Source organism: Actinoplanes sp. NPDC023714 (assembly GCF_040639855.1).
GTDB lineage: Bacteria > Actinomycetota > Actinomycetes > Mycobacteriales > Micromonosporaceae > Actinoplanes.
Genome location: NZ_JBFAAR010000009.1, coordinates 264,397 through 284,410 on the forward strand (window position 1 = coordinate 264,397; position 20,014 = coordinate 284,410).

Annotated in this window: 10 protein-coding genes; 7 read left to right on the forward strand and 3 right to left on the reverse strand. The window is 71.2% G+C overall.

Annotated features, from left to right (window positions below; all coding sequences use genetic code 11):
• Positions 1-8: 8 nt before the first annotated feature.
• The 3 genes from AB0G10_RS33055 (at position 9) to AB0G10_RS33065 (ending at position 4,644) form a co-directional block, all read left to right on the forward strand.
• The gene (locus tag AB0G10_RS33055; RefSeq protein ID WP_360930689.1) at positions 9-2,159 is read left to right on the forward strand and encodes an MMPL family transporter; all 2,151 of its coding nucleotides are present in this window, start codon (positions 9-11) and stop codon (positions 2,157-2,159) included.
• Positions 2,160-2,184: 25 nt separating this feature from the next.
• A complete protein-coding gene (locus AB0G10_RS33060; RefSeq protein ID WP_360930692.1) occupies positions 2,185-3,081 on the forward strand; it encodes an AEC family transporter in 897 nt (298 codons plus the stop codon).
• Between the two features lie 69 nt (positions 3,082-3,150).
• The gene (locus tag AB0G10_RS33065; protein WP_360930695.1) at positions 3,151-4,644 is read left to right on the forward strand and encodes a family 43 glycosylhydrolase; all 1,494 of its coding nucleotides are present in this window, start codon (positions 3,151-3,153) and stop codon (positions 4,642-4,644) included.
• A 403-nt stretch (positions 4,645-5,047) separates the two neighbouring features.
• Here AB0G10_RS33065 and AB0G10_RS33070 read toward each other — a convergent pair whose 3' ends face one another.
• Both AB0G10_RS33070 and AB0G10_RS33075 read right to left on the reverse strand, forming a co-directional pair.
• Positions 5,048-6,118, reverse strand: coding sequence for a hypothetical protein (locus AB0G10_RS33070; RefSeq protein WP_360930698.1), 1,071 nt, complete (start codon positions 6,116-6,118; stop codon positions 5,048-5,050).
• A gap of 368 nt (positions 6,119-6,486) precedes the next feature.
• A complete protein-coding gene (locus tag AB0G10_RS33075; RefSeq protein WP_360930701.1) occupies positions 6,487-8,040 on the reverse strand; it encodes a pectate lyase in 1,554 nt (517 codons plus the stop codon).
• A 223-nt stretch (positions 8,041-8,263) separates the two neighbouring features.
• On the opposite strand from AB0G10_RS33075, the gene AB0G10_RS33080 reads away from it, so the two are divergent.
• Entirely contained in the window at positions 8,264-9,640 is a 1,377-nt protein-coding gene (locus AB0G10_RS33080) for an RICIN domain-containing protein (protein WP_360930704.1), read from the forward strand.
• A 500-nt stretch (positions 9,641-10,140) separates the two neighbouring features.
• Here AB0G10_RS33080 and AB0G10_RS33085 read toward each other — a convergent pair whose 3' ends face one another.
• Entirely contained in the window at positions 10,141-11,709 is a 1,569-nt protein-coding gene (locus AB0G10_RS33085) for a beta-L-arabinofuranosidase domain-containing protein (RefSeq protein ID WP_360930707.1), read from the reverse strand.
• 271 nt (positions 11,710-11,980) lie between these two features.
• Between AB0G10_RS33085 and AB0G10_RS33090 the strand changes: the two genes are divergently transcribed.
• The 3 genes from AB0G10_RS33090 (at position 11,981) to AB0G10_RS33100 (ending at position 20,007) form a co-directional block, all read left to right on the forward strand.
• Positions 11,981-17,431 carry a carboxyl transferase domain-containing protein gene (locus AB0G10_RS33090; RefSeq protein ID WP_360930710.1) on the forward strand — a complete coding sequence of 1,817 codons (5,451 nt, stop codon included), beginning with the start codon at positions 11,981-11,983 and terminating at the stop codon, positions 17,429-17,431.
• A gap of 147 nt (positions 17,432-17,578) precedes the next feature.
• Positions 17,579-18,937, forward strand: coding sequence for a hemolysin family protein (locus tag AB0G10_RS33095; protein ID WP_360930713.1), 1,359 nt, complete (start codon positions 17,579-17,581; stop codon positions 18,935-18,937).
• On the forward strand, positions 18,934-20,007 hold the full coding sequence (locus AB0G10_RS33100) for a hemolysin family protein (protein WP_360930716.1): 1,074 nt from the start codon (positions 18,934-18,936) through the stop codon (positions 20,005-20,007). Before AB0G10_RS33095 ends, AB0G10_RS33100 begins: the two co-directional genes overlap by 4 nt.
• Positions 20,008-20,014: the final 7 nt, after the last annotated feature.

Sequence of the window (20,014 nt, forward strand, 5' to 3'; positions counted from 1 at the left end):
GGTTGTATGTGGCGACCCTGTTGTACCGGCTCGGACGGTTCTCGTATCGCCGTCGCCGTCTGACCCTGGCGGGCTGGGTGGTGCTGCTCGTCCTGTTCGCGGTGGGCGCGGCCACCCTCTCCGGGCCCACCACGAGCGCCTTCTCGATCCCGGGCACCGAGTCGTCGCGGGCCATGGAGGTGCTCGCCGCGAAGTTCGGCGCCGCCTCGGACGACGCGACCGCGAAGGTCGTCTTCACCGGCGAACTGTCCGAGGAGGCGCTGGCGCCGGCGGTCGCCGAACTGACGAAGCTGGCGACCGTCGCGGACCCGGTCTACGCGCCGGACAAGCGGACCGCGTACGTCACTGTCACCTACGACGTGCCGGCCGCCGACGTGAGCATCGCCGACCGGGAGAGGCTGCTCGCCGCCGGGGACGCCGCGAAGCGGAACGGCGTCGGCGTGGAGTTCTCCGGCGAGGTCACCCGGACCGTCGAGGAGAGCCACGCGGCCGAGGCGATCGGCATCATCGTGGCCGCGTTCGTCCTGCTCATCACGTTCGGCTCACTGGTGGCGGCCGGCCTGCCGCTGGTGACCGCGCTGGTCGGGGTCGGCGTCGGCATGCTCGGCATCCAGATCGCCACCGGCTTCTTCGACCTGTCCAGCTCGACGTCCGCCCTCGCCACGATGCTCGGGCTCGCGGTCGGCATCGACTACGCGCTCTTCGTGGTCTCGCGCTACCGGCACGAGATCGCGATCGGGCGGGGCGGCGTCGAGGCGGCCGGCCGGGCGGTCGGCACGGCCGGGTCGGCGGTGGTCTTCGCCGGCCTCACCGTGATCATCGCGCTGGTCGCGCTCAGCGTGACCGGCATCCCGTTCCTGACCGCGATGGGCGTGGCCGCGGCCGGGACGGTCGCGGTGGCCGTACTCATCACCCTGAGTCTGGTCCCGGCCGTGCTCGGCTTCTGCGGGACGCGGATCCTGCCCCGCCGGCACCGCGCCGATCCGGCCGCGCTGGAGCATCACGCGAAGGTGCCGTTCGGCGAGCGCTGGGCGCGCAACGTGGTGCGGCACCGCTGGATCGCGCTGGCCGGCACGCTCGTGGTGATCGGCGCGGTGGCGGTGCCGGTGATGGACCTGCGCCTCGCCCTGCCGGACGACAGCACCGCGGCCGAGAGCTCCACCCAGCGCAAGGCGTACGACCAGCTCGCCGCCGGGTTCGGCGCCGGCTTCAACGGGCCGCTGATCGTCGTGGTGGAGGCCGCCTCCGGCGCCGCGCGCAGTGCCGCGCTCCAGGCGCAGCAGGCGATCGGCGACCTCGACGACGTCGTCACCGTCGGCGACCCGGTGGTGAACCCGGCCGGCGACACCGCGATGCTCACCGTCATCCCGGGCAGCTCCGCGACCAGCGAGGCGACCAAGGACCTGGTGCACGACATCCGCGGGCACACGGTGACCGGCGCGACCATGGCGGTGACCGGCACGACGGCCGTCAACATCGACGTGTCCGAGAAGCTCACCGACGCTCTGGTCCCGTACCTCGGCATCGTGGTCGGTCTCGCCTTCGTGCTGCTGATGCTGGTGTTCCGGAGCATCCTCGTGCCGCTGAAGGCGACGATCGGCTTCCTGCTCTCGGTCGGCGCCGCGTTCGGGGCGCTGGTCCTGGTGTTCCAGAAGGGTCACCTGGCCGGCCTGCTCGGCGTCGAGTCGACGGGTCCGCTGGTCAGCATCATGCCGATCTTCCTGATCGGGATCCTCTTCGGTCTCGCGATGGACTACGAGGTCTTCCTGGTGACGCGCACCCGGGAGGACTTCGTGCACGGCGCCGCGCCGGACGACGCCGTGATCAGCGGCATGCGGCACGGGGCCCGGGTCGTCACGGCGGCCGCGCTGATCATGATGAGCGTCTTCGCCGGCTTCATCCTCGCCAACGACACGATCATCAAGTCGCTCGGCTTCTCGCTGGCGTTCGGCGTGGCCGTCGACGCGTTCCTGGTCCGGATGACGATCGTGCCGGCGCTGCTGTCGCTCTTCGGCCGCGCCGCCTGGTGGCTGCCGGGCTGGCTGGACCGGATCCTGCCGAACGTCGACGTCGAGGGCGAGCAGCTCACCCGGCGTCTGCACGAGCAGGCCCGGGCCGCCGCCCGCGAGGAGAGTGAGATGCCGGCCGCAGCGGCCTGAACCGGTCCTGTGACACCGTGCCCTCGTGATCAACGCGCTGTCCGGGTTCCTCCTGCTCGCCGTCATCGTCCTGATCGGTTGGGCGCTACGGCGATGGGCGGCGCTTCCGGACAACGCCGAGGCGGTGCTGGGCCGGCTCGCGTACACGGCCCTCGCGCCCTGCCTGCTCTTCACCGGAACCCTCGGCGCCGACCTGCGCCTGCTGGTCAGCGGGCCGCTGCTGGTGTCCACGCTGGCCGCCGTCGCGTGCTTCACGATCTTCGCGCTGATCTTCCTGCGCCGCGACCGCCGGACCCGCGTGCTGGGCGCCCTGGCCGGTGGCTACACGAACGCCAACTACATCGGCATCCCGGTCGCGACCTATGTCCTCGGGGACGCCTCTCTCGTCGTACCCATCGTCTTCCTGCAGTTATTGATCATCACGCCGCTCGCGCTCACGCTGCTCGAGAGCACGACGGCGTCGCTGCTCAAACCCGCGCGCAATCCGCTGGTCGTCGCGGTCGCGCTGGGTGCGTTTCTCAACATCCTGGGGGTACGGGTACCGGCGGCGCTCCTCGACCCGATCCTCACGGTGGGGAACGCGGCGGTGCCGGTCGTGCTGATCGCGTTCGGGATGTCGCTGTCCGGCCGGCGCGTCCTCGCCCCCGGCCCGGACCGGCTGCCCACGGTCGTCGCCGTCACCCTGAAGCTGCTCGTGATGCCGGCGGTCGCGTTCCTGCTCGCCGTCGCGCTCGGGCTGTCCCGCGACGCGGCCTACACGGTGACCATCCTGGCGACGCTGCCGACCGCCCAGAACGTCTACCTCTACGCCCAGCGCTCCGGCGGCGACCTGGTGCTGATCCGCGACGCGATCTTCCTGTCCACGGTGGGCTGCCTGCCGGTGATGCTCTCGATCACCGGGATTTTCTCTTGGACACGCTAACAATCTTCGATTTTTTCTGGGATGTTAACGGGCAACCGCTCGTCCCCCTTCGTGGAAGGAACATCCCCCATGTCCCTTGCCATATCCCGCTTGTCCAAGGCGGGACTCGTCCTGCTCCTCGTGCTCGCCGCGGTCGTCGTCGTGCAGCCGCGGCCGAGCCGGGCCGCCGTGACGTTCACCAACCCGGTCGCCGCCGCCCCCTACGGCGCCGACCCGTGGATGGGATACGACAACGGCTACTACTACCTGGCCGCCACCACCTGGAACTCGCAGATCGTCATCAAGCGCGCGAAGTCGGTGGCCGCTCTCCCCGGCGCCACCGAGTCCGTCGTGCACACCGGGACCGCCGCGGCGAGCTGCTGCAACGTGTGGGCGCCGTCGATGCACAAGCTCAGCGGGCCGAACGGCACACGCTGGTACCTCTACTACTCGGCCGGGACGGCGGCCTGCTGCGACGGCCAGCGCTCGTTCGTCCTGGAGAGCGCCGGCACCGACCCGATGGGGCCGTACACCTTCAAGGGCCAGCTCAATGTTCAGGCTAACAACGGCTGGGCCATCGACGGCAGCGTCGCGACCATCAACGGGGCGAACTACTTCCTCTACTCGTCCTGGGTCGGCGATCTGCAGAGCCTGTTCATCGCGCCGATGAGCAACCCGTGGACGGTGTCCGCGTACGGGACCCGGATCTCCTACCCGACCTACGACTGGGAGAAGGTCGGCGGCAACACCGAGGAGGGCCCGTACATCCTGCAGCGCAACGGGAAGACGTTCCTCACCTTCTCGGCGAGTTCCTGCAACACCCCCGACTACAAGATCGGGATGCTGACGCTGACCGGCACGAACCCGCTCTCCGCCTCGTCGTGGACGAAGAGGAGCACCCCGCTGTTCCAGCGCAGCGACGCCAACGGCGTCTACGGCCCCGGCCACCACTCGTTCTTCACCTCGCCGGACGGCGCCGAGACGTGGATGGCCTACCACGCGAACGAGACCACCGGTCAGGGCTGCGGCGCGACCCGCACCACCCGGATCAAGAAGGTCACCTGGAACTCCGACGGCACCCCGAACCTCGGCACCCCGGACCGGCTCTCCACCGCGCTGACCGCACCCTCCGGCGACCCCGGCGGCTCGGTCTCGTTCCCGGTCGCCGGCACCCGCTATCGGCTGGTCAACCAGGCCAGCGGCAAGGTCCTCGACGCGCAGAACTGCGGCACCGCCAACGGTACGGCCGTCCAGCAGTGGACGTCGCTCGGCAACGCCTGCCAGCAGTGGACCTTCACGAAGACGACGAGCAACTACTACCGGATCACCAACGCCAACAGCGGCACCGTCCTCGACGCCGTCAACTGCGGCGCCGGCAACGGCACGGCCCTCAACCTGTGGGCGTCGCTCGGCAACGCCTGCCAGGAGTGGAGCCTCACCCCGATCAACGGCGGCTACCTGATCGCGAACCGCAACAACGGCCTGGTCCTGGACGTCACCAACTGCGGCGCCGCCGACGGCGTGGCGGTCCGGCACTGGGCCTCGCTGGGCAACGCCTGCCAGCAGTGGAACATCATGACCTGATCCAGCACCGCCGTTCCCGTCCCCGCTCCATCCCGCGTCCCCTGTCCCGCGTCGCCCTCTCCCGCGTCGTCCTCTCCCGCGTCGCCTCCCACCCGCGATCTTGTTGATTGGCTCCGCCCCGTTCCTGCACAGATCAACAAGATCTGGACGGAGCGGGCGAGGGGTGAGGGGCGGGGCGGCGCAGGAGCGAGGCGGGGCGAGGCGGGGCGAGGCGGGGCGGCGCGGGGGCGGGCCGGCGCGGGTGGAGCGGGGCGGAGCGGGAGCGGCGCGGGGCGGGCCGGCGCGGGTGGAGCGAGAGCGGCGCGGGCGGGCGCGGGCCGAGGGCGGGAACGGGTGCTGGTGGGTGGTCGGGCGTTCGGGGCTGCGGCCCGGCGGGCGATCGCCTGGTCGAGGCGGTGGGTGGTCAGGCGTTCAGGGCTGCCGCCCGGCGGGCGATCGCCTGGTCGAGGCGGCGGGCCATGCCGGGCATCGGGCCTGCGGCGCGGAGTCGTCGCAACTCGGCGAGCGCGGAACGGTCGCCGAGGGATTCCAGGGTGAGCACCGCGGCGTTCGCGACGATCGGGCTGCGCGGGCCGTAGCCGGGGACCTTCTCGGCGGCGTGGTGCGCGAGCGCCCCGACGGCCTCGGCGTCGCCCGGTTCGGCCCGGGTGACCGCGATGACGTGCAGCAGCCCGCGCAGCGCCTCGGCGTTGTGCACGTCCAGCACCGCGTCGACGTCGTAGCCGTAGTCGCCGCCCAGCGCGATGGTCCGCTCCCGCGGCACCAGCGTGAACCAGCCGTGGATCAGCGCCCGGCTCTCCGCCCGCCCGGCCGAGGCGGTCAGCGCTACCGCCTCCTTGGACCACTTCGCCGACGGCGCCGCACCCTTGGACCGCAGTGCGTGCGCGATCAGGGCCCGGACCGTCTCATCCCGCGCGGCGGCGGCGTTCGCGGCCTCGGCCCACACCTCACCGGCGTTGAGCGGCTCGGCGGGATCGTCGAGGAAAGACCGCAGATCTCCGGCGAGCGGCGCCATCCATCGCGCCGACCGGCGCATGACGGCCAGCAGCCCGGGCGGCACCTCACCGTTCTCCCGCACCGCGACCTCACCGAGAACCGCCAGTTCGGCGGGCACCCCGGTAGGCCGCCGTGAAGCAGCACCGATGAGGACCGCACCGGCCGCACCCGACAGATCAGCCGCCCTCAATCCTCGACCGAGCCAATGCAAAAGCGAGCCCACCGGTACGGGGTGACGACCCTCCCCGCCGCCCGTGGCGACGGCTGTCACCCGGAGGATCAGGTCGTCGCGGCGGGCCGGCGGCAACGTCTCCACGATGCGGCGAACCTCGGCGCCGTCGAAGCGCCAGACGTCGTCGTTGTCGGCGGCCAGACCTACCAGCTCGGCGGCGAGGGCGGCGTCGTCGCGGGCGACGAGGTCGCGCACGTGTGCCACCCGCTCGGGGTAGCGGTCTCGGTCGGCCGGGCGGTTGATCATGCCGGACAGGATAGGCAGCCCGACGAACCCGCGCCGATCGAGCCGGTCCGGCCACCGCGCCCGGACCCGCCGGTCACACGCCGAGGTGGGCGGCGCGGGCCGAGGTGGGTGGACGGCGCGGGCCGAGGCGGGTGGACGGCGCGGGCCGAGGCGGGTGGACGGCGCGGGCCGAGGTGGGTGGACGGCGCGGGCCGAGGTGGGCGGACGGCGCGGGCCGAGGCGGGCGGACCGCGCGGGCCGAGGTGGACGGCGTGGGCCGAGGCGGGTGGACGGCGCGGGCTGAGGCGGGCGGATGGGGCAGGCGCGCCGGAGCCCGCCGGCCGCGGGTGGAGGGGCCGCGGACCGGCGGGCTCGGTGGGGGAGTGTCGTCAGCGGGCGTAGGTCTCGAACTCGCCCACGCGCGGCGTACCCGAAGCGCTGTTGATCTTGTAGGTGACCTTGGTCAGGGAAGTGGCCGGGAAGGAGATGACGCCGCCGCCGCTGCCGCTGGCCAGGACCGCGCCGGTGGTGCCGTTGAGGAGCTGGTAGGAACCGACCGTGCCGCTACCGCTCGCCAGGCGGACGTTGACGCGGGAGATCGTGGTGGCCGAGTCCCACTTGATGGAGATGTCGCCGGTCGTGCCGCTGGGCGACCAGTACGTAGCGACGTCACCGTCCCGGACGTTGCCGTAGCTCGTGCCGCTCGCCTTGCTCGAACCGTCCGAACCGGCGCCGATGCTCAGGTTGGTGCCGGACGGGCTGGTCGGCGTGGGGGACGAGGACGGCGGGGTCGACGGCGAGGTCGGCGGGGTCGAGGGCGAGGTCGGCGGCGTGGACGGCTGCGAGGTCGTCGAGCAGGTGCCGGTCGACGACTTGATGCCCTTGTTGGCGCCGGCCGTCAGCGACACGATCGACGGCACGCAGGACGCGTTGTCGAGCCCGTACGAGTACGGCACGCTCACCGTGGTGTTCGAGGTGACGTTCGGCCCGGCCGGCCTGTTGTCGGTGCCCGGCGCCGACCACGTCACGTTGTCGAAGATGTTGCCGCTGACCTGCCAGTATCCGGCCTGGTCGGTGTAGAACGTGCCGAGCACGTCCTTCGAGTTCTGGAAGTAGTTGTTGTCCACCTTGGCCTTCGCGCCGGCCCGGGAGTTGATGCCGGACTCGTTCAGCGAGACGTAGTGGTTGTTGTAGATGTGCGCGACGCCGCCGCGCAGCAGCGGGGTACGCGAGTCGATGTTCTCGTACTTGTTGTGGTGGAACGTGATGTTGCCACTGCCGGTGTCGGACTCGCTCGAGCCGATCAGGCCGCCGCGCCCGGAGTTGCGCAGGATGCTGTACGACAGCGTCACGTACTCGACGTCGTTCTTCATGTCGAACAGCCCGTCGAAGCCCTCCGACTCGCCGCCGGACGCCTCCAGCGTCACGTGGTCGACCCAGACGTTGCGGACCGTGCTCTCCATGCCGATCGCGTCCCCGCCGTTGGAGGTCGGCGAGCCGGACTTCTTGACGTTCCGCACCGTCACGTTCTGGATGATGATGTTGCTGGAGTCCCGGATGTGGATGCCGAGCTGGTCGAAGACCGCCCCGCTGCCCACCCCGATGATCGTGACGTTGCTGATCTCCTTGAGCTCGATCACGCCGGCCGCCGTGTTGCAGCTGTCGCCGGACACCTTCGCCGTGTTGCCGTGGTTGATCGTGCCCTCGACCTCGATGGTGATCGGGGTGCTGGCACTGGCCCGGTTGCACAGCGCGGTGTGGATCGCCGTGCCGGTGGTGGCCCGGACCGTCGTGCCGTTGCCGCCGCCGGTGGTCCCGCCGTTCGCCGCCGCGAACCCGGTGGCGCTGCCGACGGCCGCCGCGTTCGCCTGGGCCAGGGGGAGCGCCAGGGCGGCGGCGGCCACCAGGCCGGCACCGGTGCTGATCGCAAGTGCTCTTCTCATCGTCGCCTCTTCTGATAGACGAAGACCGATGCTCGGGGACGCACCGGTCTTCTCAGGGGGATGGGGACCAAGTGCAGGAAAGCGCTTTCCTCGGAACGATAGAGACGTCTCGATTAACTGGCAAGAAACATCCGGGCCAAATTAGTTGCAGGTTTGTTGTTGTGGGTGGGAGCGCTCCCGCATCTACCGGACATCCCCGTGAGTCTTTGTAGAGGAGTCCTCCGTGAGAAAGCTCGCGCTTCTCCTGATCGTCCCCCTCGCCCTGCTCGGCTGGTCGGTGCTGCCCTCCGACGCGGCGACGCTCCCGGCCGCCGGAGCCGCCTATACCCTGAAGGTCACCAAGAGCGGCAAGTGCATCGACGTCCCCGGCGCCTCGAAGGACAACGGTGCGCTGCTGCAGCAGTGGGGCTGCACCGACGGCGCGAACTGGCAGCAGTTCAAGCTCGTCGCGGCCGGATCGAACTACCTGCTGCAGAACGTCTCCAGCGGCAAGTGCATCGACGTACCGGGCGGCTCGGCGACCTCCGGCGTCCAACTCCAGCAGTGGGGCTGCGCGAGCGCGCAGACCAACCAGCAGTGGCGGCTCGCCGCCAGCGGGACCGGCACCTTCCAGATCATCAACGTCGGCAGCGGCCTCTGCGTCAGCGACAAGGACGCTTCGACCGCCTCCGGCGCCGCGATGATTCAGGAGACGTGTACGGCGAACTCGAACAAGCAGTGGTCGTTCACCCAGGTCGGCGCCGCGGCCCCGGCCTCGGCACTCGTCGGCTGGGGCGCGGGCACGACCGGCGGCGCCGGCGGCTCCACCACCACGGTCACGACCGCGGCCGACCTCGACTCCGCCCTGCAGGCTTCCGGCGCCCGGATCATCAAGGTCTCCGGCATGATCTCGTTGTCCGGCATGCACCGCGTCGCCTCGAACAAGACCATCCAGGGCGTCGGCTCCGGTTCCGGCCTGAAGGGCGGCGGCCTCACCCTCTCCGGCGTCAACAACGTCATCATCCAGAACCTCAACTTCACCGGCTCCAGTGACGACGCCATCAACGTCCAGGACGGCTCGCACCACGTCTGGATCGACCACAACACCTTCTCCTCGGCCACCGACGGCCTGGTCGACATCCGCCTCGCCTCCGACCTGGTCACGGTCTCCTGGAATATCACCCGCAGCCACGACAAGACCATGCTGCTCGGCTCGAGCGACGACAACACCGGCGACCGCGGCAAGCTGCGCGTCACCTACCACCACAACTGGTTCGACGGGACCAACCAGCGCCACCCGCGGGTCCGCTTCGGCAACCCGGTCCACGTCTTCAACAACTACTACGACGGCGTGACCAGTTACGGCGTGGCGTCGACGACCGAGGCGGGCGTCCTGGTCGAGGGCAACTACTTCGAGAACGTCGCGCGCCCCACCACCCTGGCCCAGGGCACCTCCCCGAACGGCAACCTGGTGCAGCGCAACAACCACTTCGTCAACTCGGGCACACCCCAGACCAACGGCTCGGTCAAGGCGATCACCTACGCCTACACCCTGGACACCGCCAGCACCATCAAGTCAGTGGTGACGGCCGGTGCGGGAACCGGAAAACTCGGCCTCTGACACAGACTGAGGACAGAAAAGAGCCACAGCCGTCCGGTCGAGCGATTCCAGAAACAGGAGGAGCTCAACCGGACGGCCCACCACAGCCGCGCAAAACTCCAGGTGAGAGTGACGGTGGCGTCGTGCGGAATCGTGTCTGTTCCATGGATGAATGGTCCTGCGAAGACGCCCCGGCGCCCACCGGAAGATTTCAAAAGAAGCGACAGGATCTCCGGAGAAGAGGTAAACAAAACCCGCAGCCTCCGGACGGCCCGGACCAGCGACACCGCAACCCACCACCCACCGCGACGGCATTCATCGAGTGGCAAGCCGACCCGCACCGCAAGCGCGCCAGCGCCGAGGAGCGGAAGCGGCGCGGCAGCAAAACGGCCCGGACCAGCCACCGAGCGCACGGCGAGGCAGCAAGCGCAAGAAGGCGCACGGCGAAGCGGCAAGCGCAAGAAGGCGCACGGCGAGGCAGCAAGCGCAAGAAGGCGCAGGCCGAGGCGGCGACCAAACCCTCAGGCCTGCCCCGACAGCGGAATCCACACCCTCATCGGCCCCGGCTTCCGATTGGCCCACAAGAAATAGGGGATCGCCGTAGCCACCGCCGCCGCCGGCGAAGGCGCCGCCGGGACGAGGTTGCGGTAGAGCGACGACTCCGCGACCGGCCGCACCCGCACCGGCGCCTGCAACGTGACAGGAGCGATGCCCGAGGTGTGATAGGCCACCGCGAGCGGCGCCGAGGGGTCCAGTTCCAGATCCTCCAGAGCGACCCCGGCCAGCTTCCCCACGGCGGGAAGATCGGCCTGTTCCAGGCAGTACACCAGCGGCCCCCGGACCAGCGCCACCGACCCCCGGGTGGCGTCGACCCGCGGATGGGCGGTGATCCGGCGCGCGGGCATGGCCAGGGTCAGGGTGATCCGGTCGCCGGGGTGCCAGGACCGGTGCAGGCGCAGGTATCCCTTCTCGACGAGCCGGCGGGCCGGCGCCGGGGTGCCGTTCACGGTGAGGCGCAGATCCGCGCACCAGGCCGGGATCCGGAGTGCGAGCGTCCACGGCTCGTCCGAGGTGGACTCCACCGTGACGGTGACCTGCTCGTCCCACGGATACCGGGTCTCGACCGAAATCGATCGGGACCCGGATGCCACGGTGCTGGTCCCGTACAGATGAAGCTCGATGCCTTTGATGGAGGAAGTGGCGACATAGGCGTGCAGCGAGGCCATGAGACCGGCAAGGTGGGGCGGGCAGCAGGTGCCTTCCGAGCGCACGAGCGGGGTCCGGGCCTGGAGCGGATTCGTCCGGAAGAAGGAGGCGCCGTCCACGCCGATCGCCGCCGCGATGCCGTTGTGCAGCACGCGTTCCATCTCGTCGGCGTAGCGGACGTCGCCGGTCGCCAGCAGCAGCCGCCAGGACAGCTGGAAGCTCGCGATGGCGGCGCAGGTCTCGGCGTGCGCGCGGTCCGGCGGCAGCTCGTAGGGGTCGCCGAACGCCTCGTCGCGGTGCCGGGAGCCCTGCCCGCCGGTCAGATGGGTGCGGCTCTCGATGGCCGAGTCCCACAGCAGGATCACCGCCTCCAGCAGCTCATGATCATGCATTTCGACAGCCACGTCCACGGCCCCGGCCAGCAGCGCCAGCTGACTTCCGACGTGGCCGGCGACCTCGCGCGCCTTCCGCAGCGGCACATGATCCTGCAGGTGGCTCGGGCCGAACTCGCCGCCGTCCATCGTTCCCTTGCCGCGGTTCTCGATCGATTCAAGAGCGGCTTCGAGGTACGGGCGATACCCGGTGACCCGGAACATCTCGGCGAGGGCGCCCGGGTGGCAGTCCGGCGGCGGGACGTCGGCGTAGTGGCGCGCGGCGTCGTCCGGGGCGGAGCGCATCGCGGCGACGGCGGCCCGCAGGAGATCGGAGGCGGGGCCCTCGAAGGGGAGGCCCTCCGTGGCCGGATGGTGCCGCATCGTCACGGCGGCGTTGCGTGCCTGCCAGCCGCCGAGGAGCCCGCCCGGGTCGAGCCGCACCGCGCCGGCGTCGAGCGGCCGGAGCGTCGACAACGCTTGCGGTGTGGGGACGACCGGTCCACTGCTCATGTTGCCCCCAGAAACTTCCCGAAAACGTTTTCGACAACGCTAGGAGCGCCTTCTCTCCCTGTCAATGGGGTGATCTCGGGACCCTCGATGAAACGGCCCGATGCGCATAGAGTCAGGTCGTGCCGACAGTCGTTGAATCAGATGGCCGGGGCTCTTTCAAGGAATGTCCTACTAACGAGTAGGCACAAACCGCGAGGGCCTTCCGGCGGGCACTGTTTACTACAGTCCGGGCCGGTCGCTGCCGGCCCGGGGTAGAGAAGGGGTTCGTTCGGTGTTCCGTCGTATCGTGATCGTCAACCGGGGTGAGGCCGCCATGCGGCTCATCCACGCGGCCAGAGACCTGGCCGCGGAGACCGGGACACCGATCGAGACCGTTGCGCTGTACACCGACGTCGACCGGCACGCCACCTTCGTGCGTGAGGCCGACGTCGCCTACGACCTGGGTCCGGCCGCCGCCCGGCCGTACCTCGACCTGAAGGTCCTCGAGCGGGCGCTCGTCGAGACCGGCGCCGACGCGGCCTGGGTCGGCTGGGGCTTCGTCGCCGAGGACCCGGCGTTCGCCGAGCTGTGCGAGAAGGTCGGCGTCACGTTCGTCGGACCCAGCCCGGAGGCGATGCGCAAGCTCGGTGACAAGATCGGCTCGAAGCTGATCGCCGAGGAGGTCGGCGTCCCGGTCGCGCCGTGGAGCCGCGGCGAGGTCGCCACCCTGGAGGCGGCGAAGGAGGCGGCCGAGCAGATCGGCTACCCGCTCATGCTGAAGGCGACCGCCGGTGGCGGCGGCCGCGGCATCCGCGTGGTGCGCAGCGCCGACGAGCTCGAGGACGTCTACGAGCGGACCAGCCAGGAGGCGGCCCGCGCGTTCGGCAGCGGCATCGTCTTCCTGGAGCGCCTGGTCACCGGCGCCCGGCACGTCGAGGTCCAGGTCATCGCGGACGGCCAGGGCACCGCGTGGGCGCTCGGCGTCCGTGACTGCTCGGTGCAGCGGCGCAACCAGAAGGTCATCGAGGAGTCGGCGTCGCCGGTCCTCAGGCCGGAGCGGGCCGCCGAGCTGAAGGCGTCCGCCGAGCGGCTCGCCGTCGCTGTCGGCTACCGCGGCGCCGCGACCGTCGAGTTCCTCTACCACCCCGGCGAGGACCTGCTCGCCTTCCTCGAGGTCAACACCCGGCTCCAGGTGGAGCACCCGATCACCGAGGCGACCACCGGCTTCGACCTGGTCAAGGCGCAGCTGTGGGTGGCGTCCGGCAACCGGCTGGAGGGTGAGCCGCCGGTCGAGCGGGGTCACGCCATCGAGGCCCGGCTCAACGCCGAGGACCCGGACCGCGACTTCGCCCCGGCGCCCGGCCGGATCGCCCGCCTCGACCTGCCCGCCGGCCCCGGCATCCGGGTCGACACCGGCGTGAGCGAGGGCGACACCATCGCCGCCGACTTCGACTCGATGATTGCCAAGATCATTGCGTACGGGAAGGACCGGGACGAGGCGCTCGGCCGGCTCCGCCGGGCCATGACCGAGACCATGGTGGTGATCGAGGGCGGCGCCACCAACAAGAGCTTCGTGCTCGACCTGCTGCACCAGCCCGAGGTGGTCGACGCGAGCGCCGACACCGGCTGGATCGACCGGGTCCGCGGCGAGGGCCGGCTCGTCTCCAACCGGCACTCCGCGGTGGCGCTCACCGCCGCCGCCATCGAGGTCTACCAGGAGGAGGAGCACGCCGAGCAGCAGCGCCTGCTCTCCACCGCGTTCGGCGGCCGGCCGCAGGTGCAGCACGAGAGCGGCCGCCCGCTCGACCTGAAGCTGCGCGGGGTGACCTACCGGGTGCGGGTGGCCCGGGTCGGCCCGCAGCGCTTCCGGGTCGGCATCGAGGCCGGCGCCGAGACCGGGTTCGCCGACGTCGAGCTCGACCGGTTCGACCGGCACACCGGCCAGATCCGGGTCAACGGCGTGCGCTACCGGCTGCTCACCGGCACGCACAAGTCCACCCACGTGGTCGAGGTCGACGGCGTCACCCACCGGATCAGCCGGGACGAGGGCGGCGTGCTGCGCTCCCCGATGCCGGCGCTCGTCGTCGCGACCCCGCTGGAGATCGGCGCCGAGGTCGAGGCCGGCGCCCCGGTCCTGGTGCTCGAGGCCATGAAGATGGAGGCGGTGCTCCGCGCGCCGTTCAAGGCCCGGCTCAAGGAGCTCGTCGTCTCGGTCGGCAGCAAGGTCGACGCCGGCGCGCCGCTGCTGCGCCTCGAGCCGATCGCGGCCGACGAGGCCGAGGCGGTCGAGGTCACCGAGGCCGTCGAGCTGGACCTGCCGGCCGAGCCCGGCGAGGCCTCGGCCCGCGAGCGCGCCCTGCGCGGCCAGCGCGACCTGCGCAGCCTGCTGCTCGGGTTCGACGCCGACCCGCACGACAACCGCCGGGTGCTCGACGACTACCTGGCCGCGCGCACCGAGGCGGCCGCGAGCGGCGCCCGCCCGCTGGCCGTCGAGATCGAGCTGCTGGAGGCGTTCGCCGACCTCGCCGAGCTGAGCCGCAACCGGGCGGCCGGCGACGAGAGCGGCGGCGACTCGCGGGTGCACAGCCCGCGCGAATATTTCCACACCTACCTGCAGAGCCTCGACGCCGAGCGGGCCGGCCTGCCGGAGACGTTCACGGCGAAGCTCAGCAAGGCGTTCGGCCACTACGGCGTCACCGGCCTGGACCGGACCCCGGAGCTGGAGTCCGCGGTCTTCCGGATCTTCCTGGCCCAGCAGCGCGCCGCGACCGACGCCTCGGTGATCGCCACGCTGCTGCGCTCCTGGTTGCAGGAGCCGCCGCCGGACGACGTGCTGCACGAGCCGGCCGGCCTCGCCCTGGAGCGGGTCGTCTCGGCCACCCAGGTCCGCTTCCCGGTCCTCGCCGACCTGGCCCGCGGCGTCGTCTTCGCCTGGTTCGGCCAGCCGCTGCTGCGCCGCAACCGGGCCCTGGTCTACGCCGGGATCCGCAAGCACCTGCGCCACCTCGACGAGAACCCGCAGGCGGCGGACCGCGCCGAGCGGATCGCCGAGATGGTCCGCAGCACCGAGCCACTGATCCGGCTGCTCGGGCAGCGGCTGTCCCGCCCCGACCTGGACAACTCGGCGATGCTCGAGGTGCTGACCCGCCGCTACTACGGCAACAAGGGCCTCACCGGCGTCACCACCCGCAAGGTGGAGGGCTGCGCGTTCGTCGTGGCCGAGCGCACCGACCTGCGGGTCGTCTCGTCGGCGGTGCCCTACGAGGAGCTCGGCAGCGCGCTGAGCGGGCTGGCCGAGCTGGCCCGCGGCGGTGACGTGGTCGCCGACATCTACCTCGGCTGGGAGAACCAGCCGGCGTCCGGCGACGAGATGGCGGTCGCGCTGCACGGCGTCGTCAGCTCGGTGCCGCTGCCCGACCAGGTCCGCCGGGTCACCATCGCGGTGGCCGGCCGGCACGGCGCGGTGGCCCACCACCACTTCACCTTCCGGCCGTCGTCGACCGGGATGGGCGAGGAGCGGCTGATCCGCGGGCTGCATCCGTACATCGCCACCCGCTTCCAGCTGGAGCGGTTCTCCAAGTTCGACCTGACCCGGCTGCCCTCGGTCGACGAGGAGGTCCACCTCTTCCAGGCGGTGGCCCGGGAGAACGAGTCCGACCAGCGTCTCGTCGCGCTCGCCCAGGTCCGCGACCTCACCGAGTTCCGCGACCACGAGGGCCGGCTGGTCGCCCTGCCGACCGCCGAGGACGTCGTGGCGAGCTGCCTCGACTCGATCCGGCGGGTGCAGTCGCGGCGCCCGGCGAAGGCCGCGTTCAAGGGCAACCGGATCGTCATCTACGTCTGGCCGGAGATCGAGCTGACCGTCGCCGAGCTGCAGATGATCGCGCAGCGGGTGGCGCCGACCGCGGCCGGCGCGGGCCTCTCGGAGATCCTGTTCATCGGCCGGCACCGGGAGTCCGGCGGCCTCAACAAGATCGCCCTGCGGATCGCGTTCGGGCCGACCGGCCGTCCCGAGTTCTCGGTCGGCGAGCCGCCGGTCGCGCCGGTCGAGCCGCTCGACGACTACCAGCAGAAGGTGCAGCGGGCGGCGGCGCGCAACACCGTCTATCCGTACGAGCTGACCGCGATGCTCGGCGCCTTCGTGGAGCACGACCTCGACGAGAACCACGTGCTCGTCCCGGTCGACCGGCCGAAGGGCCGCAACAGGGCGGCGATCGTGGCCGGTGTGATCACCACGCCGACCGTGCGGCACCCCGAGGGCGTCACCCGGGTGCTGCTGCTCGGCGACCCGACGAAGGCGCTCGGCGCGCTCAGCGAGCCGGAGTGCCGCCGGGTGATCGCCGCGCTCGACCTGGCCGAGCGGATGAACGTGCCGCTGGAGTGGTACGCCCTCTCCGCCGGCGCCCGGATCTCGATGGAGTCCGGCACCGAGAACATGGACTGGGTCGCCGCCGCGCTCAAGCGGATCGTCGAGTTCACCCAGGACGGCGGTGAGATCAACATCGTGGTGGCCGGCATCAACGTGGGCGCCCAGCCGTACTGGAACGCCGAGGCCACCATGCTGATGCACACGAAGGGCGTCCTCGTGATGACCCCGGAGTCGGCCATGGTGCTCACCGGCAAGCAGTCGCTCGACTTCTCCGGTGGCGTCTCGGCCGAGGACAACTTCGGCATCGGCGGCTACGACCGGGTGATGGGCCCGAACGGCCAGGCGCAGTACTGGGCGCCCGACCTGGTGGCCGCGAGCGGTGTGCTGATGTCGCACTACGACCACACGTACGTGGCTCCGGGCGAGACCGGCCCGCGCCGGGTCGCCACCGGCGACCCGATCGACCGGGACATCTCCACGTTCCCGCACACGGCGGCCGGCAGCGACTTCACCACGGTCGGCGAGATCTTCTCGGCGGCGACGAACCCGGACCGCAAGAAGGCCTTCGACATCCGTACGGTGATGCGCGCCCTCGCCGACCAGGACCACCCGGTCCTGGAGCGCTGGGCCGGCATGGCCGACGCCGAGACGGCCGTGGTCCAGGACGTCCACCTCGGCGGCATCCCGGTCTGCCTGCTCGGCATCGAGTCCCGGTCGGTGCCGCGGCGGGGCTTCCCGCCCACCGACGGCCCGGACACGTACACGGCCGGCACGCTCTTCCCGCGCTCGTCGAAGAAGGCGGCCCGGGCGATCAACGCGGCCTCCGGCAACCGGCCGCTGGTGGTGCTCGCCAACCTGTCCGGCTTCGACGGCTCCCCGGAGTCGATGCGCAAGCTGCAGCTCGAGTACGGCGCGGAGATCGGCCGGGCGATCGTCAACTTCCGGGGCCCGATCGTCTTCTGCGTGATCTCCCGCTACCACGGCGGCGCGTTCGTGGTGTTCTCGAAGGCGCTCAACGAGAACATGACGGTGCTCGCGGTCAACGGCTCGTTCGCCTCGGTGCTCGGTGGCGCCCCGGCCGCGGCGGTGGTCTTCGCGAGCGACGTGAACGCGCGGACCGCGGCCGACCCGCGGGTGCGCGAGCTGGAGGCGCGGGCCACCGAGGTGACCGGCACCGAGCGCAGCGCCCTGCTCGCCGAGCTGGACGGCCTGCGGTCGTCGGTGCGGTCCGAGAAGCTGAACGAGGTGGCCGCCGAGTTCGACCGGGTGCACAGCATCCAGCGCGCTGTCGAGGTCGGCTCGGTCGACGCCGTGATCGAGGCGGCCGAGATGCGCCCGCGCATCATCGAGGCCATCGAGAACGGCCTCCGCTAGTTCCCGGCCGGGCCGGTCCCCCGTGGGCCGGCCCGACGGGGGCCGGGTCCGGCTGCCTTTCAGCAAGCCTTCAGCGCCACCTGATAAGTTCCGATTTGTGAGTGATGATTCAGCCGAAGGCTGTAGTACGAGGCCGGGGATGACCCGGTGCTGATCTTTGTTGGTGTTCTGATCATTGTGTTGCTCACCGCGGCGACCGGCTATTTCGTGGCGCAGGAGTTCGCCTACGTGGCCGTCGACCGGGAGCGGCTGCGGGCCATGGCCGACGAGGGGGACGCCGCCGCCGAGCGGGCCCTCAAGGTCACCCAGCGACTCTCCTTCGTTCTCTCCGGCTCCCAGGTCGGCATCACCGTGACCGCGCTGCTCGCCGGTTACGTGGCCGAGCCCTACCTGGGTGAGGGCACCGCCGAGCTGCTCGGCGCGACGGGCGTACCGGAAGCGGTGAGCACCAGCATCTCGATGGTGTTCGCGCTGGTGTTCGCGACGGTCGTGCAGATGGTCCTCGGCGAGCTGGCCCCGAAGAACCTGGCGATCGCCAAGCCCGAGACGCTGGCCCGGGCGCTGTCCCGGTCCACCCTGATCTACCTGACCGTGGTCGGCCCGCTCATCCGGGTCTTCGACGCCACGGCCAACCGGCTGCTGCGCGCCGTCGGCATCGAGCCCGTCGAGGAGCTGCCGCAGGGCGCCACCTCGGAAGATCTGGACCGCATCATCGCGGCGGCGGGGACACACGGTTCGCTCGATCCCAAGGCCGCCCAGCTGCTCGACCACGGGCTTGATTTCCGTACGCGGACCGCTGCCGAGGCCATGCGTCCCCGCGTCGACGTGACCACCATCCACGCCTCCGAGCCGGCGTCCCGCGTCGTCGACCTGCTGGACACCGGGCACTCCCGGTTCCCGGTGATCGGTGACGACGTCGACGACGTGATCGGCGTGGTCGCGATCGCCGACGTGGTCACCCTGGAGCCGGCGGCCCGGGCCACCACCCCGGTCCGCGACCTGTGCACCGCCGCCGTGGCGCTGCCCGAGTCGGCCCGCCTGCCGGAGGTGCTCGACCGTCTCAAGGCGGCGCACCGGCAGCTCGCGATCGTGGTCGACGAGTACGGCGGCTTCGCCGGCATCATCACCCTCGAGGACGTCGCCGAGGAGCTGGTCGGCGAGATCCGCGACGAGGACGACCTGCCCGAGCCGGTCATCGAGCAGGACGCCGACGGCACCTGGACGATCCCGGGCCGGGCCCGGGTCGACGAGATCGCCGAGGCGACCGGGGTCCGGCTGCCCGACGGCGAGCTGTACGACACGGTCTCCGGCCTGATCCTGTCCCGCCTCGGCCACCTGCCGTCGGCGCTGGAGCAGGTCGAGATCGAGCTGCCGCCGCTCGTCGACGAGGACGGCAACCCGCAGCCGCAGGGCGTCGCCCGGCTGACCGTGCTGGCGGTCCGCCGGCACGTGCCCGACAGGATCGCGCTCAGCGTGATCCGCGAGAACCGGGAGGTGTCCGCGTGAGCACCACCTGGGCGTTGTTGATCTCCCTTCTCCTGCTGGCGCTCAACGGCTTCTTCGTGGCGGCCGAGTTCGCGCTCGTCGCCGCGAAACGGCACCGCCTCGAGCAGGCGGCCGGCGACGGCTCCCGGGGCGCCCGGGTCGCGCTCGCCGGCACCCGCAGCCTGTCGATGATGCTGGCCGGCGCGCAGCTCGGCATCACGCTCTGCACGCTGGGCCTCGGCGCGCTCGCCAAGCCGACCGTCGCGCACCTGCTCGAGCCGGTCTTCACGACCGTCGGGCTGCCGGAAGGGGTGGCGTACGCGATCGCCTTCGTCCTCGCGGTCGCCCTGGTCGGCTTCCTGCACGTGGTGATCGGCGAGATGGCCCCGAAGTCGTGGGCCATCAGCCACCCGGAGACCTCGGCGCAGCTGCTGGCGATCCCGTTCGTCGGGTTCACCACGGTGCTGCGGCCGGTGCTCTCCGCGCTGAACGGGCTCGCCAACGCGTGCCTGCGGCTGTTCAAGGTGACCCCGCAGGACGAGCTGGCGCAGGTGCACAACCCGGAGCAGCTGCGGATGCTGCTGGAGACGTCGAAGGAGCACGGCACCATCGCCGACGCCGAGCACGAGCTGCTCACCGCGATGCTCGCGGTGCAGTCGACCGAGCTGCGCCAGGTGATGGTCCCGACCGACCGGATCGTCTCGGTCGACGCGGGCGCCGACGCCCGCGCGGTGGAGCTGCGCAGCACCGAGTCGGGCCGGTCCCGGCTCGCCGTGACCGACGCGTCCGGGGCGATCGTGGGTGTCGTGCACGTCCGCGACGCGGCGCGGGCGACCAGCCACGGCGACCCGGTCACGGCCGGGTCGATGATGACGGCGCCGCTGCCGCTCTCCGCCGACACCAGCGTGGTGAACGCGATCGCGGCGATGCGCCAGCGGCGCAGCCACCTCGCGCTGGTGTCTGAAAGTGATCAGGTCATCGGCCTGGTCACCCTGGAGGATCTCCTGGAGCAGGTGATCGGCCAGTTCGACGACGAGACCGACCCGGTCATCGCCGCGGCGAGCCGGGCCGGTCGGACGGCCGTCAAATAACCCCAGC

Excerpts from the sequence above, each read along its gene's own strand:
- AB0G10_RS33070 (WP_360930698.1), bottom strand. The coding sequence starts at position 6,118 with ATGATCAACCGCCCGGCCGACCGAGACCGCTACCCCGAGCGGGTGGCA.
- AB0G10_RS33085 (WP_360930707.1), bottom strand. The coding sequence starts at position 11,709 with ATGAGCAGTGGACCGGTCGTCCCCACACCGCAAGCGTTGTCGACGCTC.
- AB0G10_RS33075 (WP_360930701.1), bottom strand. The coding sequence starts at position 8,040 with ATGAGAAGAGCACTTGCGATCAGCACCGGTGCCGGCCTGGTGGCCGCC.
- AB0G10_RS33065 (WP_360930695.1), top strand. The coding sequence starts at position 3,151 with ATGTCCCTTGCCATATCCCGCTTGTCCAAGGCGGGACTCGTCCTGCTC.